Here is a 17,058-nt window from a genome sequence, read left to right as displayed (position 1 = left end):
CTCCTGCCCGGGCACGTTCGCCAAGGCCTGGGCCAAGGCCGTCTCCGGCACCAGCTATCTGCCGATGACCCAGGCCCAGCTCGAGACCCTGCTGCACCGGCTCACCGGGCAGTTGGCCGGCGCGTTGCTCGCCGAGCCGTTCGACCTCCGCGCCGGTTACCGGGTGGGCGCCGAACTGGTCGCCGCGCACATCGCCTCCGCGGAGGGGCTGGGCCGTACCGTCGAGGTCATCCAGCTCCGGCTGATACGCGATCTGGGGCTGGTGGCGGAGGACGTCGAGGACCGGATGGCGCGGCTGCTGGCCGCCGTTGCGACCGGCTACGCCCGCGCGCTGCGGGACCGGACGCTCGACGAGCAGGAGTCGATCCGCCGGGCCGCCATGGTGGCCCGGACGCAGGCGGAGCGGGCGCTGCGGGCCAGCGAGGCTCGGTTCCGGCACCAGGCCACCCACGACCCGCTCACCGGCCTGCCCAACCGGACGTTGTTCACCGAGCGGCTCACCGCCGCGCTCAACGAGCCGGGCCGGGGCGCGCAGCGGGTCGGCGTGTGCTTCCTCGACCTGGACCGGTTCAAGGTCGTGAACGACACGCTGGGGCACCGGGTCGGCGACCGGCTGTTGACCACAGTGGCCGAGCGGCTGTGCCAGACCGTGGGCGAGCACCTGGTGGCCCGACTCGGTGGGGACGAGTTCGTCATCCTGGTGGAGCGCAGCGGCGGCACCGAGGACATGGTGGCGGTGGCCGAGGCGGCGCTGGCCGCCGTCCGGACACCGGCGCTGGTGGACGGGCACGAGCTCCAGGTCTCGGCGAGCATCGGCATCGTCGAGCGCCAGGTGGCCGGCGCGAACCCCGGTGACCTCATGCGGGCCGCCGACAGCACCCTGCACTGGGCGAAGGCGGCCGGCGGGGCGCGCTGGGCGCTCTACGACGCCGAGCGCAACCGACGGGAGCTGGCCCGGTACGCGCTCTCCGCGGCCATCCCGGCCGCCCTGGAGCGAGGCGAGTTCTACCTCGACTACCAGCCGCTGACCTCGCTTCGCGACGGCCGGCTGATCGGCGTGGAGGCGCTGGTCCGCTGGCGCCACCCGGAGCTGGGTGTGCTGCGGCCGGACAGCTTCATCGGCCTGGCCGAGGAGACCGGGCTGATCGTGCAACTGGGCGGGTGGGTGCTGGCCGAGGCGTGCCGGGAGGCGGAGGCCTGGTCGGCCGGCGGCACGGCCGCACCGTTCGTGAGCGTCAACCTGGCGGTCCGGCAGGTGCACCGGCCCGGGCTGGTGCAGGAGGTACGCGGCCTGCTGCGGCAGACCGGGCTGCCGCCGGAGCGACTGCAGTTGGAGATCACCGAGAGCACGATGATGAGCACGGCCAAGGAGCCGGTACGCGCCCTGCGGGTGCTGGCCGATCTCGGCGTGCGGATCGCCATCGACGACTTCGGCACGGGCTACAGCAACCTGGCGTACCTGCGGGACCTGCCGGTGACCGAGCTGAAGGTCGCCGGGGAGTTCGTGGCCGGGCTGCGGTCGCCGTCGGTGGGGCGCACCGATGAGCGGATCCTCGCCTCGCTGGTGTCGCTGGCGCACGCACTGGATTTGACGGTGACCGCCGAGGGCGTGGAGACCGCCGGGCAGGCCGAGCGGCTGCGGGCGATCGGCTGCGACGCCGCGCAGGGCTGGCACTTCGGCCGGCCGGCCCCCGCCGACCGGATCCTGGCCCGCATCCGCTGACCCACCCCGCCCGCCGGGCCGCTCCGTGCCGCTGCCTCTGCCTCCTGGCGTCGACGCGTCGCTGCGGTCGGGGGGCCAGAGCAGGGGTAGACAGCGTCTACGCGCCCTGGTAGACAGTGTCTATGAGTGCGGAGGCGAGTGTCCGGGCCCGACTGGTGGCCGCCGGGGTGGACCTGGTGCTGCGCGAGGGCCAGTCGGCGGTGTCACTGCGGGAGATCGCCCGCCGGGCCGGGGTCTCGCACGGCGCACCGCGCCGCTACTTCCCCACCCACGTCGACCTGCTCTCCGCCATCGCCCGGGAGGGCTTCGCCGACCTCACCGCCCGCGTCGAGCAGACGATGCGCGCCGCCGGCCCCGACCCGCGCGCCCAACTGACCGCACTCGGCCGGATGTACCTGGACTTCGCGGCGGCGCACCGCGGGATGTTCGAGCTGATGTTCCGGCACGACCTGCTGGACAGCGGCCGGCTACAGCTGCGCGAGACGAGCCTGCCGCTGTTCGCCGTCCTGGCCGACCTGGTGGCTCAGGTACGCCGGCCGACCGACGCGCCGGCCCCGGTGCTGGCCGGCGCGCTCTGGGCCAACCTGCACGGCACAGCCCAGCTCTGGGCGTGGGGCAGCCTGCCGCTGGCCACGGACGCCACCGACGACGACGCCCTGCTGCGAGCCGTGCTGGACGCCCACCTCGGCCCGACCTTCGCCTGAACCCATCCACCCCCACCCCGGAGGACACGTGCCCCTGCTGTACGACCTCACCAAGCTGACCGTCGGCACCATGCTGCGGCTGGGCTGGCGGCCACGCGTGGAGGGACTCGAACACCTGCCCCGGCACGGCGGCGCGATCCTCGCCGGCAACCACCTCTCCGTCGCTGACGAACTCTTCCTCGTCAGCGTGACGCCCCGGCACGTCACCTTCTGGGCCAAGTCCGAGTACTTCAGTGGTCGCGGCCCGGGCGGCTGGCTCAACCGGCGGATCGTCGCCGGCATGGGCGCGATCCGCGTCGAGCGGGCCGGCGGCCGAGCCGCCCTCAGCGCCCTCGACGCCGCCGTGCCGGTGCTCCGCGCCGGCGGCCTGGTCGCCGTCTACCCGGAGGGCACCCGCTCCCCGGACGGGCGGCTCTACCGAGGCCGCGTCGGCATGACCCGGCTGGCCCGCGACGCCGGGGTGCCGATCATCCCGGTCGGCGTGCTCGGCACCGCCGAGGTGCTGCCCGTCGACGCGCGGCTGCCGCGCCGGCACCCGGTCAGCCTGCGATTCGGCCCGCCGATCCCGGTCGCCGGCCGGATCAACGGGCCACGCGACATCCGGACGGTCACCGACGAGGTGATGGCGGCGATCCAGCGGCTCACCGGCCAGGAGTACGTGCCCCGCTACGCCCCGCCCCGATCGACCCCCACCTGAGGCGCGGGCGGCGGTCAGCCGGCGAGCAGGGCGGCCATCCGCTCCGCCTGCGCCTCCCAGCGCCACTCCCGCTCCACCCACGCCCGACCTGCCGCGCCCAGTTGGCGGGCCAGGTCCCGATCGGCGAGCAGCCGGGCCACCCGGTCGGCGAGCTGGGCGACGTCCCGGCCGCGGACCACGTAGCCGGTCTCCCCCTCGCGCACCGCGTCCGGCGCGCCGCCGGAGTCACCGGCCACCACCGGCAGGCCCGTCGCGGACGCCTCCAGGTAGACGATGCCCAGCCCCTCCACGTCCAGCCCACGGTTGCGGGTGCGGCAGGGCATCGCGTAGACGTCGCCGGCCGCGTAGTGCGCCGGCAGCTCGGCCGTAGGCACCGAGCCGGTGAAGACCACGTCCCGTTCCACCCCCGCCTGCCGGGCCAGCTTTTCCAGGGTCGCCCGGTACGGCCCGCCGCCGACGATCAGCAGCGCCGCGTCGGGCACCCGGCGGCGGATCTCCGGCAGCGCCCGGATCAGCATGTCCTGCCCCTTGCGCGGCACCAGGCGGGACACACAGACCACCACCGGACGGTCGGTCAGCCCCAACCGGGCCCGGACGGGCTCGCCGTCCACGGTCGGGTGGTAGGTGTCCACATCGACCCCGGGCGCCAGCCGGCGCAGCTCGGTCAGCCCGTCCAGCACGCGGGCCAGCCGGCTGCGCGTGTACTCGCCGAGATAGGTGGTGACGTCGACGCCCCGACCGATCCGGCGCAGCGCCGGCCGGGCGGCGGGCAGCGCCGCCCAACCGACCTCGTGGCCGTGGGTCTGCGCCACCACCCGGCGCACCCCGGCCCGCCGCCGCAGGCCGGCGGCGAGCAGCCCGAGCGGGGCCGCCGCGCCGAACCACACCGTGTCGCAGTCGTACGCGCGGGCCAGCCGCGCCGCCCGGCGGGCGATCAGCGGGGTGGGCAGCAGCACCCTGGTGCGTTCCCGGATCACCTCGAACGGCTGGTCGGCGTCGAACTTCGCCGCCCCGCGCCAGCTCGACGCGTACACCACCACCGAGCCGGCCGGCTGACGCACCGCAAGGTTGTGCACGAAGGACTGGATCCCGCCCGGGCGGGGCGGGAAGTCGTTGGTGATCAGCAGCGTGCGGTTCATCGGCCGGCCTCCCGGGCGTACGCGCGGGCGGCGGCCATCCGCTCCACGGTGGACGGGTGTGAGGCCGAGTAGAGATATTCCCAGCGCGGCGGGTCAGGGTCGCCGAGGTTGACCGTGCCGAGTCGGCGCTGCATCGACTCGAAGGCGACCGGGTCACGGGTGAGCGCGAGCGCGTGCGCGTCGGCCCGTGCCTCCACCCGCCGGGACATCAGCGCCTGCACCGGCGCGGCGACCAGCCCGGCCACCGTGACCAGGGCGACCAGCAACGGAAACGCGCGTGGGTGGGCGACCGAATCGACACCGGCCATCCGCAGCAGCGGCCCCCACGAGCCAAGCAGGTAGAGCGCCACCACCGCGGCCGCGGCGCCGAGCGCCCCGGTCAGCGTGCCGGCCGCGACGTCCCGGTCCTTCGCGTGCCCCAGCTCGTGCGCCACCACGGCGGTCACCTCGGCCGGGGTGGCCTCGCGCAGCAGCGTGTCGTAGACCACCACCCGTCGGGTCGGCCCGAGACCGGAGACGTACGCGTTGACCGCCCTGGTGCGCCGGGAGGCGTCGGCGACCAGCACGTCGCGCACCGGCACCCCGTCGCGGGCGGCCATGCTCATCAGCTCGGTGCGCAGCGGGCCCTGCTCCATCGGCGTGAAGCGGTTGAACACCGGCTCCACCAGCACCGGCAACACGAACGACAGCAGCACCACCAGCACCGCCGCGCCGGCCGCGCCGAACGCCCACCACCAGCGCGGCGCGAGGCGGATGACCGCGTAGAACCCGAACAGCGCCACCGCGCCGATCACCGCGCTGACCGCGTACGACTTGAGCAGGTCGGCCGTCCAGCCGCTCCAGCCGTTGGTGCTCAGCCCGTAGCGGGTGAGCACGCTCTGCCGCCAGGCGGCGAACGGGAGGGTGAGCAGGTCGGCGACGAGCACCACGGCCAGCCCGCCGAGCACGGCCTGTGCGGCCCAGTGCCCACCGAACGGCCGGCCCACCAGCTCGATCAGGCGGCTGCCCAGCGGGGTCAGCCCCAGCGCGAGGGCGACCAGCAGCCCGACGGCGAGCGCGGCGTAACCGCCGGGGCGCAGTGCGGTGCGGAACTCCCGCCCCCGGGCCACCTGCTCGGCGGGCAGGTCACGCAGCGCGGCGAGCTGGTCGGCCCGGGGCGCCGGCGGCCGGTGCCACGGGATCAGCAGCGCGGCGATCACCAGCAGCGCGACGGTCAACCCGGCCAGGGTCAGCAGCGCCCAGGCACGCGGGGTCACCGGGACACCGCCGTGCTCGCCACGCGACGGGCCTTCCCGCCGCCGACGGCGGGCCCGCCGTCGTCGCGTCGTACCCCGCTCATCCCGCCGCTCCTCCCGCCGTGACCGCCCATCCTATGGCCCGCGAAAAGCCCGCTTCGGGCGCGGTGTCGCGCTCAGGCGACCCGGCGTGCGGCGTGGCGACGGGCGGCGCCGGGACGCGCGGGCGCGGCCAGCACCTCCACGTCGTAACCGGCCCGGGCGAACACCTCGATCGCCTGGACCTCGGCGGCGTCCAGGCCGGCCGCCGGGGACGCCTCGTCGAACAGGCCGGCCACCAGGCAGCCGGAACAGAAACCCAGACAACCGCCCCGACCGGCCGAGATCGACTCCAGGTCAGCGATATCGGGGTATCCCGACCGGCCGGACACAGCGACATCGCCGACCTCGTGTCGATCACACGAAGGAGAGCGCTGCTCACCTGGCTACCGGCCAGACCCGCGCTTTGGCGCGGCCGAGCCAGCGATCAACCGCGTCCCAGCGGGCCACACCCGCGCCGACCAGCCGAGCCGTTCAAGTGTCCGAGTCAGCTGATCTGGATCGGGGAACGTCTTCACGATCCAATGCGGCGGGCCCCACCCCTGATCGACACCGTTTCGGCGATGTCGCGGTGTCCCGGGGCCGAGGATGGCCCGGTGTCAGCGATCTGGAGTCGATCATGCTTTAGCGCCCGGCGCGGGACGGCCAGACACGGTCAGGAGCGGGCGAGTCGGCGCAGCAGCGAGTCGGCGCCCAGCGGGTAGGCGCCGTGCCGACGGACCCCGTCGGCGACCTCGCGGTCGGAGGAGACCACCACCACCGGACGGCCCGCCGGCTCGGCCCGGACCAGCCGCCGGATCAGCTCGTCCGCGGTCTCGCCCTTGCGGGAGAAGAGCACCCGTACGCCCCGCGGCGCCGGCGGCAGCCCGTGCATCCGCTCGGCGCCGTCGAAGACCACGGTGACCTCGTCGCCGGTCTGCGCGGCGATCCCGCCCAGGCCGGTGACCAGGCGCTTGCGCTGCTGCTCCAGCGACATCTCACCGAAGCCGCGCTTGGTGACGTTGTAGCCGTCCACCACGAGGTGCGCCCGGGGCAGCGCGAGCAGCTGGTCCAGCCGGGCCGGGTCGTCGGTGTCCCGGGCGCGCGCGGACGGGCCGGCCGGGGCGGTGCCCGTCTGGTCGGCGAACGCGTCGGCGACGAAGTCGGCGGGGAGCTTGTCCACCGGGTCGAGTGCCAGCTCCCGGCGCAGCCCGACGGCGGCCTGGCCGATGGTCTCCAACAGCAGCCAGAGCCGGGCGTCGTCGACCGAGCGGGCCTCCTTGGCGCTGGCCCGGGCCACACCGGCGGCCGCCTCCGCCTCGGCCAGCCGGGCGCGGGCCCGGCGCAGCTCGGCGTCCACGTCGGCGCTGGCGCGCGCGGCCCGGCCGCGCTCGGTGGCCAGCAGTTCGGTGGCCTTGCGCTCGCGGGCCTGGGTCTCCCGCAGGGTGCGGGCCAGTTGGCGGGACTCCTCGCGGAGCTGGCCCAGCTCCTCCCGGACCCGGGCCAGCTCGTCACGGAGCTTCTCCGCCTCCACCCGGGCCACCGCGCGGTCGTGCTCGGCCCGGGTGGCTCGCTGCTCAGCCTCGCGGACCAGCTCGGCGACGACCGCGCTGTCCGCCTCGGCGCGGACCGCCGCGCCGCTGGCGTCGATCAGCTCCCGCCAACCGCGCGGCCGGGCCAGGTAGGCCAGCGCGGCCACCTCGACCGGGTCGGCGGCGGCCGGCGCGGTGCCCTCGACCACGGCCGCGCCGAGGTCACCGGCGTCGGCCAGCACCCGGGCGGTGACCCGCTGCCGGAACAGCGGGTCGCCGGTGAGCTGGGCGGCGATGGCTGGCGCGCCGAGCCGGGCCCGCCGGTTCGGGGCGAACTTGGCCACCCGGCGCAACGGCACCGGGACCTCGTCGGCCGGGAGGGTGGGCAGCACCGCGGCGGTCAGCGCCACGATCCGCTGCCGGACCGGCTCGGGCAGGACGGGCTCCGGCTCGATCGTCGGCTCGCCGCCCGGGCCCACCGGGCCGGATGACTCGTCGACGGCGGTCTCGTCGCCGCTGTCCGGGTCGCCCACGGCACCGTCGCGCGCGACCGGATCCTCCTGCTGGAGGTGGTCGTCGTGCGGCTCGGTGAGGGGCATGTGGCAAGTCTCCCACCGCGACCGGGCCCACCGCCCGGTGAGTGAGCCGATCTCTCATCCTAGCCCCATGCCCACCGGTGGGGCCGCTGTGACGGGAGTGTCGGACCGGCGCGCTAGCGTGCCGCCGATGGCACAGGCGGAGTACGTCCAGGAGTCGCTGGCCGGTCTCGACCCGGCGGTGGGCGGGGTGGACCCGGCGCTGCCGCTCTACGCGGCCACCTTCGTGGTGGTCGACCTGGAGACCACCGGCGGCGCGCCGGACGGCGGCGGCATCACCGAGATCGGCGCCGTCAAGGTGCGCGGTGGTGAGCAGCTGGGCGTGCTGGCCACCCTGGTCAACCCGGGGCAGCCGATCCCGCCGTTCATCACCGTGCTGACCGGGATCACCCAGGCCATGCTGATGCCGGCGCCGCCGATCGAGCAGGTGCTGCCGAGCTTCCTGGAGTTCATCGCCGACGCGGTCCTGGTCGCCCACAACGCGCCCTACGACGTGGGCTTCCTCAAGGCCGCCTGCGCGAAGCACGGCTACCGCTGGCCCAACCCCCGAGTGTTGGACACGGCGGCGCTGGCCCGCCGGGTGCTGACCCGCGACGAGGTGCCCAACCGCAAGCTGGGCACCCTGGCGGCCTACTTCCGCACCGCCACCCAGCCCACCCACCGGGCGCTGGACGACGCGAAGGCCACCGTCGACGTGCTGCACGGGCTGATCGCCCGACTGGGCGGGCACCGGGTCGACACGGTCGGCGACGCCATCGAGTTCGCCCGGGCGGTCACCCCGACCCAGCGCCGCAAGCGACACCTGGCCGAGGGCCTGCCCAAGGTGCCGGGGGTCTACATCTTCCGGGCCGCCGACGACCGTCCGCTCTACGTCGGCACCTCCGGCGACATCGCCACCCGGGTGCGCAGCTACTTCACCGCTGGCGAGAAGCGGGCCCGGATCTCCGAGATGCTGGCCGCGGCCGAGCGGGTCGAGGCGGTGGAGTGCGCGCACTCGCTGGAGGCGGAGGTCCGCGAGCTGCGGTTGATCGCCGCGCACGCCCCGCCGTACAACCGGCGGTCGAAATACCCGGAGCGGATGGTCTGGCTCAAGCTGACCGACGGGCCGTATCCCCGGCTGTCGGTGGTCCGCGACCTCTCCCCCACCGACACCGCCTACCTCGGCCCGTTCACCTCCCGGCGGTCCGCGGAGCTGGCCGCCGCGGGCTTCCACGACGCCGTGCCGCTGCGCCAGTGCACGCACCGGCTCTCGCTGCGGACCATCACGCCGGCCTGCGCGCTGGCCGAGCTGGGTCGCTGCCCGGCTCCCTGCGAGCACAAGATCACCCCCGAGGAGTACGACCACCGCGCCGCGGCGCCGTTCCGCACCGCCACCGTGAGCGACCCACAGCCGGTGGTGGACGCGCTGCTGGCCCGGATCGACGTGCTCTCCCGCGACCAGCGCTACGAGGAGGCCGCGGTGGTGCGGTCCCGGCTGGCGGCGGTGCTGCGCGCCACCGTGCGGATGCAGCGGCTGGCCGCGCTGACCGGGATCGTCGAGCTGGCCGCGGCCCGGCCGGCCGCCCGGGGCGGCTGGGAGCTGGCCCTGGTCCGGCACGGGCGGCTGGCGGGCGCGGGGGTGTCCCCGCCCGGCGTCCACCCGCGACCCACGCTGAACGCCATCCGGGCCACCGCCGAGACGGTGTCGGGTGGGCACGGCCCGGTGCCGGCGGCCACGGCGGAGGAGTCCGAGCGCATCTTGTCCTGGTTGGAGCGACCGGAGACCCGGCTGGTGGAGATGTCCTCCGGTTGGTCCTCCCCGGTGGGTGGCGCGGGGCGTTTCCGGGACCTGCTGGCGAAGGCCGAGAGCGGGGCGTCCCACCAACTCTCGACCGAACGCTCATGACCAAGTGACCGATCGGACTACGTCGACTCGCTTAGGCTGTTAGAGAAGTGCAGTCCTGCCCGATTCGTGGGCCTGCTCCCGGTCGCCGGGTTTCGGCGGTCGCGGGGCCGGGGTGAGGAGGTGTCCCTCGTGGACGTCGACGCCGGGCACGGCGCCGCCCTGGGGGGCGCCCTGCCGACCCAGTCGGGTGAGCTGCCGCTGGCCCGCCGGCTGCGGTCGTTGCTCACCTGGCCGACCGCCGACTCCGACCCGGTCACCCAGCTGGTCCGGACCCACCGGGGCATCCACGCCGGCACCGACCCGGCGGTGCTGCGCCGGGCCTACACCATCGCGGAGAACATGCACCGCGGGCAGTTCCGCAAGAGCGGGGAGCCGTACATCACCCACCCCCTCGCGGTGGCGCAGATCTGCGCCGAGCTCGGGATGGACACCACCACCCTGGTGGCGGCGCTGCTGCACGACACGGTGGAGGACACCCGATACACGCTCCAGGCGCTCTCGGAGGACTTCGGCGGCGAGGTGGCCCACCTGGTTGACGGGGTGACCAAGTTCGACAAGGCGTTCTACGGCAAGGCCGCCGAGGCGGAGACGATCCGCAAGATGATCGTCGCGGCCGCCAAGGACGTCCGGGTCCTGATCATCAAGCTGGCCGACCGGCTGCACAACATGCGCACCCTCGGTGTGCGCTCCGCCGCCTCGCGGGAGCGGATCGCCCGCAAGACCCAGGAGGTGCTGGTCCCGCTCTGCGACCGGCTCGGCATCCAGACCCTCAAGCGCGAGCTGGACGACGTGGTGCTGCTGCACCTGGAGCCCGACGAGCACGCCCGGCTGGCCCGGCACGTGCACGACCGGCCGGGCTGGGACGCGTACCTCGACGCGGTGGTCAGCCGGGCCCGGGTGGCGCTGCGCCGCAGCCGGGTGGACGCCGAGGTGAGCCCCCGCCCGCGGCATCTCTACTCGATCTGGAAGGACACCACCGCCGGCGACCACGCCGCGCCGTACGACCTGCCGCGTATCGCGGTGGTGGTCGATGGTCCGGCCACCGACTGCTACGCCGCACTGGGTGCGATCCACGGCACCTGGCGCCCAATTCCCGGCCGGTTCAAGGACTTCATCGCATCGCCGAAGAACAACCTCTACCGCTCGCTGCACACCAGCGTCTGCGGCCCGCAGGACCGCACCGTCGAGGTGCTGATCCGCACCGAGGAGATGCACCGCTCGGCCGAGTACGGCATCGCCGCCGACTTCCGCTTCCCGCGTTCGGGAGGCAGCAGCGCGGCGGCGCGCGCCGAGCAACTGGACTGGCTGCGCCGGGTCCTCGACTGGGAGCCGGACGCCGCCGACCCGGCGCAGTTCCTCGAGTCGCTGCGCTGCGACCTCGCCGAGGGGCAGATCCAGGTCTTCTCCGACGGACGGCAGGTCGTGCTACCGGCCGGCGCCACGCCGGTCGACCTCGCCTACGAGCTGGGCGGCGAGCGGGGCGACCACTGCCTCGCCGCCCGGATCAACGGCCGGCTGGCGCCGCTGAGCTCGGAGCTGGACGAGGGCGACGTGGTGGAGATCTTCACCGAAGACGACGGGGACAACGGCTTCGAGGCCGGTGAGGCGCCGCGCGGCCCGCGCCGGGAGTGGCTGGACTTCGTCAAGTCGCCGCACGCGCAGATGCAGATCAACCGGTGGTTCGCCGGGCACACCGAGCCGGGCATCACGATCAGCGACAAGGTCCGCCTCGGCCGGGCCACCATCGGGCTCGCCCTGCGCCAGCACAACCGCGGCCTCGCCAGTGACCTGCCACTGCTGCGTCTCTCCGAGGAGCTGGGCTATCCCGACCTGGAGACCCTGCTGGTCGCCGTTTTCGACCGGGTGATCGAACCGGACACGGTGGTACGCCAGCTGATCGACCTGGTCGACCATCGACAGTGACCGTCCAGGCCCCAGCACGTCCGAAGGACTTTCGTGACCACTAGCCTGGGGTCATGATCCCCCGCTCCCGCGCCACCGGTCGGGCCATTTTCTACCAGGCCTTCTACCGGTTGCCGCTGCCGGTGCGCCGTCGACTGGTCCGGTTGGCCGTGCCCAAGTACATCGTCGGCGCGGTAACCCTGGTCCGCGACGCCGAGGCGACGGGTGCGGGCCGGTTGCTGCTGCTGCGCCAGCCGCCCGGCAAGGGGTGGTCGCTCCCCGCCGGTCTGCTGGATCGGGGCGAGGCCCCGGTGGTGGGCGCGGCTCGCGAGCTGTTCGAGGAGTCCGGCATCCGGCTCCCCCCGTCCCGGCTGCGTCCCGCGGTGCCGAACGCGATCGTGCACGCCAAGGGTTGGGTGGACATGGTCTTCGAGGCGGAGGTGCCGGCCTCCGACACCGAACTGGCGGTCGACGGCGCGGAGGTCTTCGAGGCCGCCTGGCACCCCCTGGACGACCTGCCGAAGCTGACCTGGCCGACCGCCCGGCTGCTCGCCTACTACGGCATTGGGCCGCTGGCCGGGCAGTTTCCGCCACCGGTGCCCGACATCACGCCGTGACCGGGGCGGCGGGTGTGCCGGCGACCGGGGGGCGGGCGGGCGACCGGCGCGCGGAGGTCTGTGCGGTGGTGCTCGCCGCGGGCGAGGGCACCCGACTGCGTCCGCTCACCGAACGGGTGCCCAAAGCGCTCTGCCCGGTGGGCAACGTGCCGCTGCTCGACCGGGCGCTGGCCCGGCTGGCCGGGCTCGGCCTGACCGGTCCCGGACGGGTCGCGGTGAACGCCTGCTACCTCGCCGACCAGGTGGTCACGCACGTCGGTGACCGCGCCCACCTGTCGGTGGAGCCGGGCGACCCGCTCGGCACCGCGGGCGGCGTGGCCAACCTGCGGGACTGGATCGACGGCCGGCCGGTGCTGGTCGGCAACGCCGACGCGTACCTCGCCGACGCGGCGACTCCGCCGGGCCCGGACGTGGCCGCGCTGCTGGACGGCTGGGACGGGCACTCCGTACGCCTGCTCGGTCAGCCCGCCGCGGACCCGGCGGCGCCGGGCACCTTCGCCGGGCACTGCTTCACCGGCTTCTCACTGCTGCCCTGGCGGCTGGTCCGCGACCTGCCGTTGGTCTTCTCCGACCTGGTGCGCGCGGTCTGGCGACCGGCCGAGGCGGCCGGGGCCCTGGAGGTGATCGCCTACCCGGGCACCTTCTACGACACCGGCACCCCGGCCGACTACCTGGCAGCCAACCTGCACGCCGCCGCCGGCGGCACCCTGATCGACCCGTCCGCCACGGTGGCCGGTCGCTGCGTCGAGTCGGTGGTCGGCGCCGGCGCGCGGGTGTACGGCGACGTGCGGCGCACCGTGGTCTGGCCGGGCGCGACGGTCCGCGACGGCGAACGGCTGCGCGACACGATCCGCGCCGGGGACGGCTGCACCGTGCCGGCCAGCGCGCACGGTTGAGCCCCGACGCCTCCCGCCTCCGGGCCCGACGGAAACATCTAGCATGGGCGACGACGCCGACGAACGGAGAAATGTCCCATGATCACCGCGATCGTGCTGATCGACTGCGCCACCGATGCGATCCCCGAGGTGGCGGAGAACCTGGCCAACCTTCCCGGCGTCAGCGAGGTCTACTCGGTGGCCGGGCACGTCGACCTCATCGCCATCGTCCGGGTCCGCGAGTTCGACCAGATCGCCCAGGTCATCGCGGGCGGCATCTCCAAGGTGCCGGGTGTGCTGAACACCGAGTCGCACATCGCGTTCCGGGCGTACTCGCAGCACGACCTGGAGGAGGCGTTCGCGATCGGCCTGGCGAGCGCGGACTGACACACCGGCGGCGCCGACGGGTGCCGGGACGCACGGCGGCCGGCCCACCGCGTGGGTGGGCCGGCCGTCTGCTGCCGCTACGTCAGCTCTCGCTGGGAGCCGGCGACTCGGTGGTGCCGCCGCCCGGAGCCGGCGACTCGGTGCCGCCGCCCGGAGCCGGGGACTCGGTGCCTGTGCCACCCGGAGCCGGCGACTCGGTGCCAGTGCCACCCGGGCTGGGCGTACCGCTGGCGCTGGTCTGCGGGACCGGAATGCCGAGCTGGTTGGCGAGCTGAACCAGCTCGTCGTAGTGCGTCTGCAGAATCGGCAGGGCGGTCTGGGCCAACTGGACCACCGACTGCTCGGAGCCCTGTGAGATCTCCGTCTGGGTGGCCTGGATGGCCTGGACGTGACCGGCCAGCTCGCTGGTCACCCACAGCCGGTCGAACTCCTTGCCGCTGGCGTTGTTCAGCTGGTCGATGACGGCCTGCTGATCGGCGCTGGGCTCGTTTGGCAGGTCCACCCCGAGCTGGGACGCGGTCTGCTGCACCGTCTGGTCCAGCTGGGTGTGATCGGTCTTCAACATCGCGCCCAGGTCCTTGACCCCCTGGTCCTGGCCCTTCTGCTGGGCCAGGTCACCGGCGGTGATTTCGAACAGGTTGACCTGGTGCACCGCCTGCAGATACTGGGTGTCCTGCGTTGACGGCTGTGCCGCGGCCTGCGCGGCCGCGGCCGGCGCGACGCCGACCAGTACCAGCGCGGCCAACAGGCCGAGGCGTTTGATACCCAACATGCTTCCCCCCTTGAGACGTTGGACCGCACGGATACCCGGCTCACCGGGGTTATTCCTGCGATCGCCCGTCGCGCGGGGTCTACCGGTCGCGCCGTGACCGTCCCACTCCTGGCCGGATGGGCGGTGGACACGGATACGACGTGGCGCCCGCCGGAATTCCGGCGGGCGCCACGTGACGGTGCGGTCGGGGGGTCAGCGGCGGCTCTCGCCGCTGCTGATCTCCTCGCGCTCGGGCCGGGCCTCGACCGGCGGGTGACCCGGCGAGACCGGCGCCTCGGCCGGCTTCTCGATCGGGTAGAAGAAGCCCCGGATGGCCGGGCCGAGAGCCCCGAGCCGGTTCATCTTCTTGGGCACCACCCAGCCGACGTACTCCAGCTCGCCGTGGCCGTCCGCGTGCCCGTTCGCCGCGCTGAGCGGCTGGTGCACCTCGATGAACCGGCCGTCCGGCAGACGCCGGATGATGCCGGTCTCCACGCCGTGCGCGAGCACCTCGCGGTCGTGCTGCTGCAGACCGAGGCAGAGCCGGTGGGTGATGTAGTACGCCACCGGCGGAATCACCAGCAGGCCGATTCGGCCGGCCCAGGTCATCGCGTTCAGGCTGATCTGGAACTTGTCGGCGATCACGTCGTTGGCGCCGGAGAGCGTCAGCACGATGTAGAAGGACACCGCCATGGCGCCGACCGCGGTCCGGGCCGGAACGTCCCGGGGCCGCTGGAGCAGGTTGTGGCTCTTGCGGTCCTTGAGGTGCCGGGCCTCCAGGAACGGGTACATCGTCGACAGGCCCACCAGGATGCCGGGCAGCACGACCGTCGGCCAGAACAGCGGCGGGATCACGTACCCGTCGCCGAGCGGGATGTTGATCTCCCAGGCGGGCATGAGGCGGGTCGAGCCGTCGAGGAACATGACGTACCAGTCCGGCTGGCTGGCGGCCGAGACCACCCACGCCTCGTACGGGCCGAACAGCCAGATCGGGTTGATCTGGAACAGACCGCCCATCAGCGCGATGACGCCGAAGACGACCATGAAGAAGCCGCCCTGCTTGAGCGCGTACCGCGGGAACATCCGCTCGCCGACCACGTTGCCGTTGGTCCGGCCGGGGCCGGGCCACTGCGTGTGCTTCTGCTTGAAGACCAGGCCCAGGTGGACGCTGATCAGCGCGACCAGCAGAGCCGGGATGAGCAGCACGTGGGCGATGAAGAACCGGCTGATGATGATCGTGCCGGGGAACTCACCGCCGAAGATCGACGAGGTTACCCAGGAGCCGATCACCGGGATGGACAGCATGATCGCCGAGGCGATCCGCAGGCCGGTGCCGGACAGGCCGTCGTCCGGCAGCGAGTAGCCGGTGAAGCCGGCCAGGAAGCCTACCCAGAACAGCAGCGAGCCGATGATCCAGTTGGTCTCCCGCGGCTTGCGGAAGGCACCGGTGAAGAAGACCCGCAGCATGTGCACGACGATCGCGGCCATGAACAGCAGCGCCGACCAGTGGTGCATCTGCCGCATCACCAGACCGCCACGGACGTCGAACGAGATGTCCAGGCTGGAGGCGTACGCGGCGGACATGGGCGTGCCCTGCAACGGCGCGTAGCTGCCGTCGTAGACCACCTCGGTCATCGCCGGCTCGAAGAAGAAGGTGAGGAACACACCGGTCAGCAGCAGCACGATGAACGAGAACAGCGCGATCTCGCCGAGCAGGAAGGACCAGTGGTCCGGGAAGACCTTGTTCAGCAGCCTGCGCAGCGGGGTGGCCACCTGGAAGCGGTCGTCCACCCCCACCGCGGCCTTGCCCGGCGTCGCCGCAAGGTCAAGCTTTCGACGCTTCATGGCCGCTCCCAGAAATCAGGCCCGATGGTCTCGGTGTAGTCGGACTTCGCCACGAAGAAGCCCTCAGAGTCCACCTCGATCGGCAGCTGCGGCAGCCGGCGGCTGGCAGGGCCGAAGACGGGCGTCGCGTTGTTGGTGATGAGGAACTGGGACTGGTGGCACGGGCAGAGCAGACGGTTGGTCTGCTGCTCGAACAGGCTTGCCGGGCAACCGGCGTGCGTGCAGATCTTGGAGAACGCCGCGAAGTTGCCCCACATGTAGTCGCCGTGGCCGACCTCGGGCCGCGAGTTGGCTTCCCGCGACTTCTGGGCGTCCGCATCGCGCAGGTGGATCAGCAGCGTCGGCGAGTCGGCGTGCCGGTTGCTCACGCCGTGCTCGATGCCCGGAAAGACCGTCAGCTGACCACCGCTGCTGATGTCCGCCGGGCGCACCGGTCGGCCGTCCTCGCGGACGAGGCGGATCTTCTGCCCGCCCTCGGTCTGAGCGAACCCGGTGGTGAACATCTGGTTGTTCTTGTGCGGTTGGGAGATCAGGCCGCCGACCAGCGGCGCCGCGACCACCGCCCCGACTGGCGCGAGACCGGCCAGCAGCGAGATGCCGAGCAGTGGGCGACGCTTCACACCCAGCTCGTCGGCCATGTAGAGCATGGTCTGACCGGTGATGGTGCGGCCGTCCGCGTCCACCGCCCCCTCGTGCCGGTCCTGGATCGAGACCTCCTTGGGCAGCAGCTTCTTGCCCCAGGTCAGGATGCCGAATCCGACGGCGAGCAAGGCCACGCCCAGGGTGGCGCCGAGCAGCGGGGTGTAGAACTTGTCGCCGCCCCGGCCCGGCTCGTACTGCCAGGGCCACCAGATGTAGATGGCCAGGAAGGCAGTCGCCGCCAGGCCGGTGATCAGGAAGAACCCGGCCACCACCCGGGTCAGGCGGCGCTCGGCCTTGGTGCCGGGCTGCACCTGCGGCTCGTAGTGGACGATCTCGATGTCGTCCCGGCGCGCGCCTTCACGAACGATGTCGAACCGGGTCAGCCCCGGGGTGTTCACGTCGAGCGGCTCCCGGCCCTGCGGGGCCTGGTGCTCGGTGTGCGTGCTCATG

15 protein-coding genes are annotated in these 17,058 nt (G+C 73.4%); 8 read left to right on the top strand and 7 right to left on the bottom strand.

Going from position 1 to position 17,058, the window contains the following annotated elements; all coding sequences use genetic code 11:
- Positions 1–64 precede the first annotated feature (64 nt).
- The 3 genes from ACWD6N_RS12660 (at position 65) to ACWD6N_RS12650 (ending at position 3,124) form a co-directional block, all read left to right on the top strand.
- On the top strand, positions 65–1,723 hold the full coding sequence (locus tag ACWD6N_RS12660) for a putative bifunctional diguanylate cyclase/phosphodiesterase (RefSeq protein ID WP_354965129.1): 1,659 nt from the start codon (positions 65–67) through the stop codon (positions 1,721–1,723).
- 122 nt (positions 1,724–1,845) lie between these two features.
- Positions 1,846–2,427 (top strand): TetR/AcrR family transcriptional regulator, encoded by a 582-nt coding sequence (locus ACWD6N_RS12655; RefSeq protein ID WP_354965058.1) that lies wholly within the window; start codon positions 1,846–1,848, stop codon positions 2,425–2,427.
- Between the two features lie 28 nt (positions 2,428–2,455).
- Positions 2,456–3,124 (top strand): lysophospholipid acyltransferase family protein, encoded by a 669-nt coding sequence (locus ACWD6N_RS12650; protein ID WP_354965059.1) that lies wholly within the window; start codon positions 2,456–2,458, stop codon positions 3,122–3,124.
- Between the two features lie 14 nt (positions 3,125–3,138).
- Here the strand turns inward: ACWD6N_RS12650 and ACWD6N_RS12645 are convergent, their stop codons facing one another.
- The 4 genes from ACWD6N_RS12645 to ACWD6N_RS12630 form a co-directional block, all read right to left on the bottom strand.
- Positions 3,139–4,263: a glycosyltransferase family 4 protein gene (locus ACWD6N_RS12645; RefSeq protein ID WP_354965060.1), complete on the bottom strand. Its 1,125-nt coding sequence runs from the start codon at positions 4,261–4,263 to the stop codon at positions 3,139–3,141.
- The gene (locus ACWD6N_RS12640; protein WP_354965061.1) at positions 4,260–5,519 is read right to left on the bottom strand and encodes a M48 family metalloprotease; all 1,260 of its coding nucleotides are present in this window, start codon (positions 5,517–5,519) and stop codon (positions 4,260–4,262) included. The genes ACWD6N_RS12645 and ACWD6N_RS12640 overlap by 4 nt, the downstream gene beginning before the upstream one ends.
- 155 nt (positions 5,520–5,674) lie before the next feature.
- Entirely contained in the window at positions 5,675–5,884 is a 210-nt protein-coding gene (locus ACWD6N_RS12635; protein WP_354965130.1) for a hypothetical protein, read from the bottom strand.
- A gap of 368 nt (positions 5,885–6,252) precedes the next feature.
- Positions 6,253–7,707, bottom strand: a complete 1,455-nt coding sequence (locus ACWD6N_RS12630) for an NYN domain-containing protein (RefSeq protein ID WP_354965062.1) — start codon at positions 7,705–7,707, stop codon at positions 6,253–6,255.
- 127 nt (positions 7,708–7,834) lie between these two features.
- Here ACWD6N_RS12630 and ACWD6N_RS12625 point away from each other — a divergent pair, with 127 nt between their 5' ends.
- The 5 genes from ACWD6N_RS12625 to ACWD6N_RS12605 all read left to right on the top strand — a co-directional run bounded on the left by ACWD6N_RS12625 (position 7,835) and on the right by ACWD6N_RS12605 (position 13,370).
- The gene (locus ACWD6N_RS12625; RefSeq protein ID WP_354965063.1) at positions 7,835–9,589 is read left to right on the top strand and encodes a DEDD exonuclease domain-containing protein; all 1,755 of its coding nucleotides are present in this window, start codon (positions 7,835–7,837) and stop codon (positions 9,587–9,589) included.
- A gap of 129 nt (positions 9,590–9,718) precedes the next feature.
- Entirely contained in the window at positions 9,719–11,512 is a 1,794-nt protein-coding gene (locus ACWD6N_RS12620) for a RelA/SpoT family protein (protein WP_354965131.1), read from the top strand.
- A gap of 53 nt (positions 11,513–11,565) precedes the next feature.
- On the top strand, positions 11,566–12,108 hold the full coding sequence (locus ACWD6N_RS12615) for an NUDIX hydrolase (protein ID WP_354965064.1): 543 nt from the start codon (positions 11,566–11,568) through the stop codon (positions 12,106–12,108).
- Positions 12,105–13,004 carry a nucleotidyltransferase family protein gene (locus ACWD6N_RS12610; protein ID WP_387323845.1) on the top strand — a complete coding sequence of 300 codons (900 nt, stop codon included), beginning with the start codon at positions 12,105–12,107 and terminating at the stop codon, positions 13,002–13,004. The genes ACWD6N_RS12615 and ACWD6N_RS12610 overlap by 4 nt, the downstream gene beginning before the upstream one ends.
- A 78-nt stretch (positions 13,005–13,082) precedes the next feature.
- On the top strand, positions 13,083–13,370 hold the full coding sequence (locus ACWD6N_RS12605) for an Lrp/AsnC family transcriptional regulator (protein ID WP_354965065.1): 288 nt from the start codon (positions 13,083–13,085) through the stop codon (positions 13,368–13,370).
- An 82-nt stretch (positions 13,371–13,452) separates the two neighbouring features.
- On the opposite strand, the gene ACWD6N_RS12600 is transcribed toward ACWD6N_RS12605, so the two are convergent.
- The 3 genes from ACWD6N_RS12600 to qcrA all read right to left on the bottom strand — a co-directional run bounded on the left by ACWD6N_RS12600 (position 13,453) and on the right by qcrA (position 17,057).
- Complete coding sequence (locus ACWD6N_RS12600; RefSeq protein ID WP_354965066.1) at positions 13,453–14,142, bottom strand: DUF4142 domain-containing protein; 690 nt, start codon at positions 14,140–14,142, stop codon at positions 13,453–13,455.
- A gap of 192 nt (positions 14,143–14,334) precedes the next feature.
- Positions 14,335–15,966 carry a cytochrome bc1 complex cytochrome b subunit gene (qcrB, locus tag ACWD6N_RS12595; protein ID WP_354965067.1) on the bottom strand — a complete coding sequence of 544 codons (1,632 nt, stop codon included), beginning with the start codon at positions 15,964–15,966 and terminating at the stop codon, positions 14,335–14,337.
- Positions 15,963–17,057 carry a cytochrome bc1 complex Rieske iron-sulfur subunit gene (gene qcrA, locus ACWD6N_RS12590; RefSeq protein WP_354965068.1) on the bottom strand — a complete coding sequence of 365 codons (1,095 nt, stop codon included), beginning with the start codon at positions 17,055–17,057 and terminating at the stop codon, positions 15,963–15,965. Before qcrA ends, qcrB begins: the two co-directional genes overlap by 4 nt.
- Position 17,058: the final 1 nt, after the last annotated feature.

The sequence above is a fragment of the Micromonospora sp. NPDC005163 genome, from assembly GCF_053599835.1.
The sequence above is the reverse complement of the archived record's forward strand: the minus strand, read 5'-3'. Positions and strand labels throughout refer to the sequence as shown.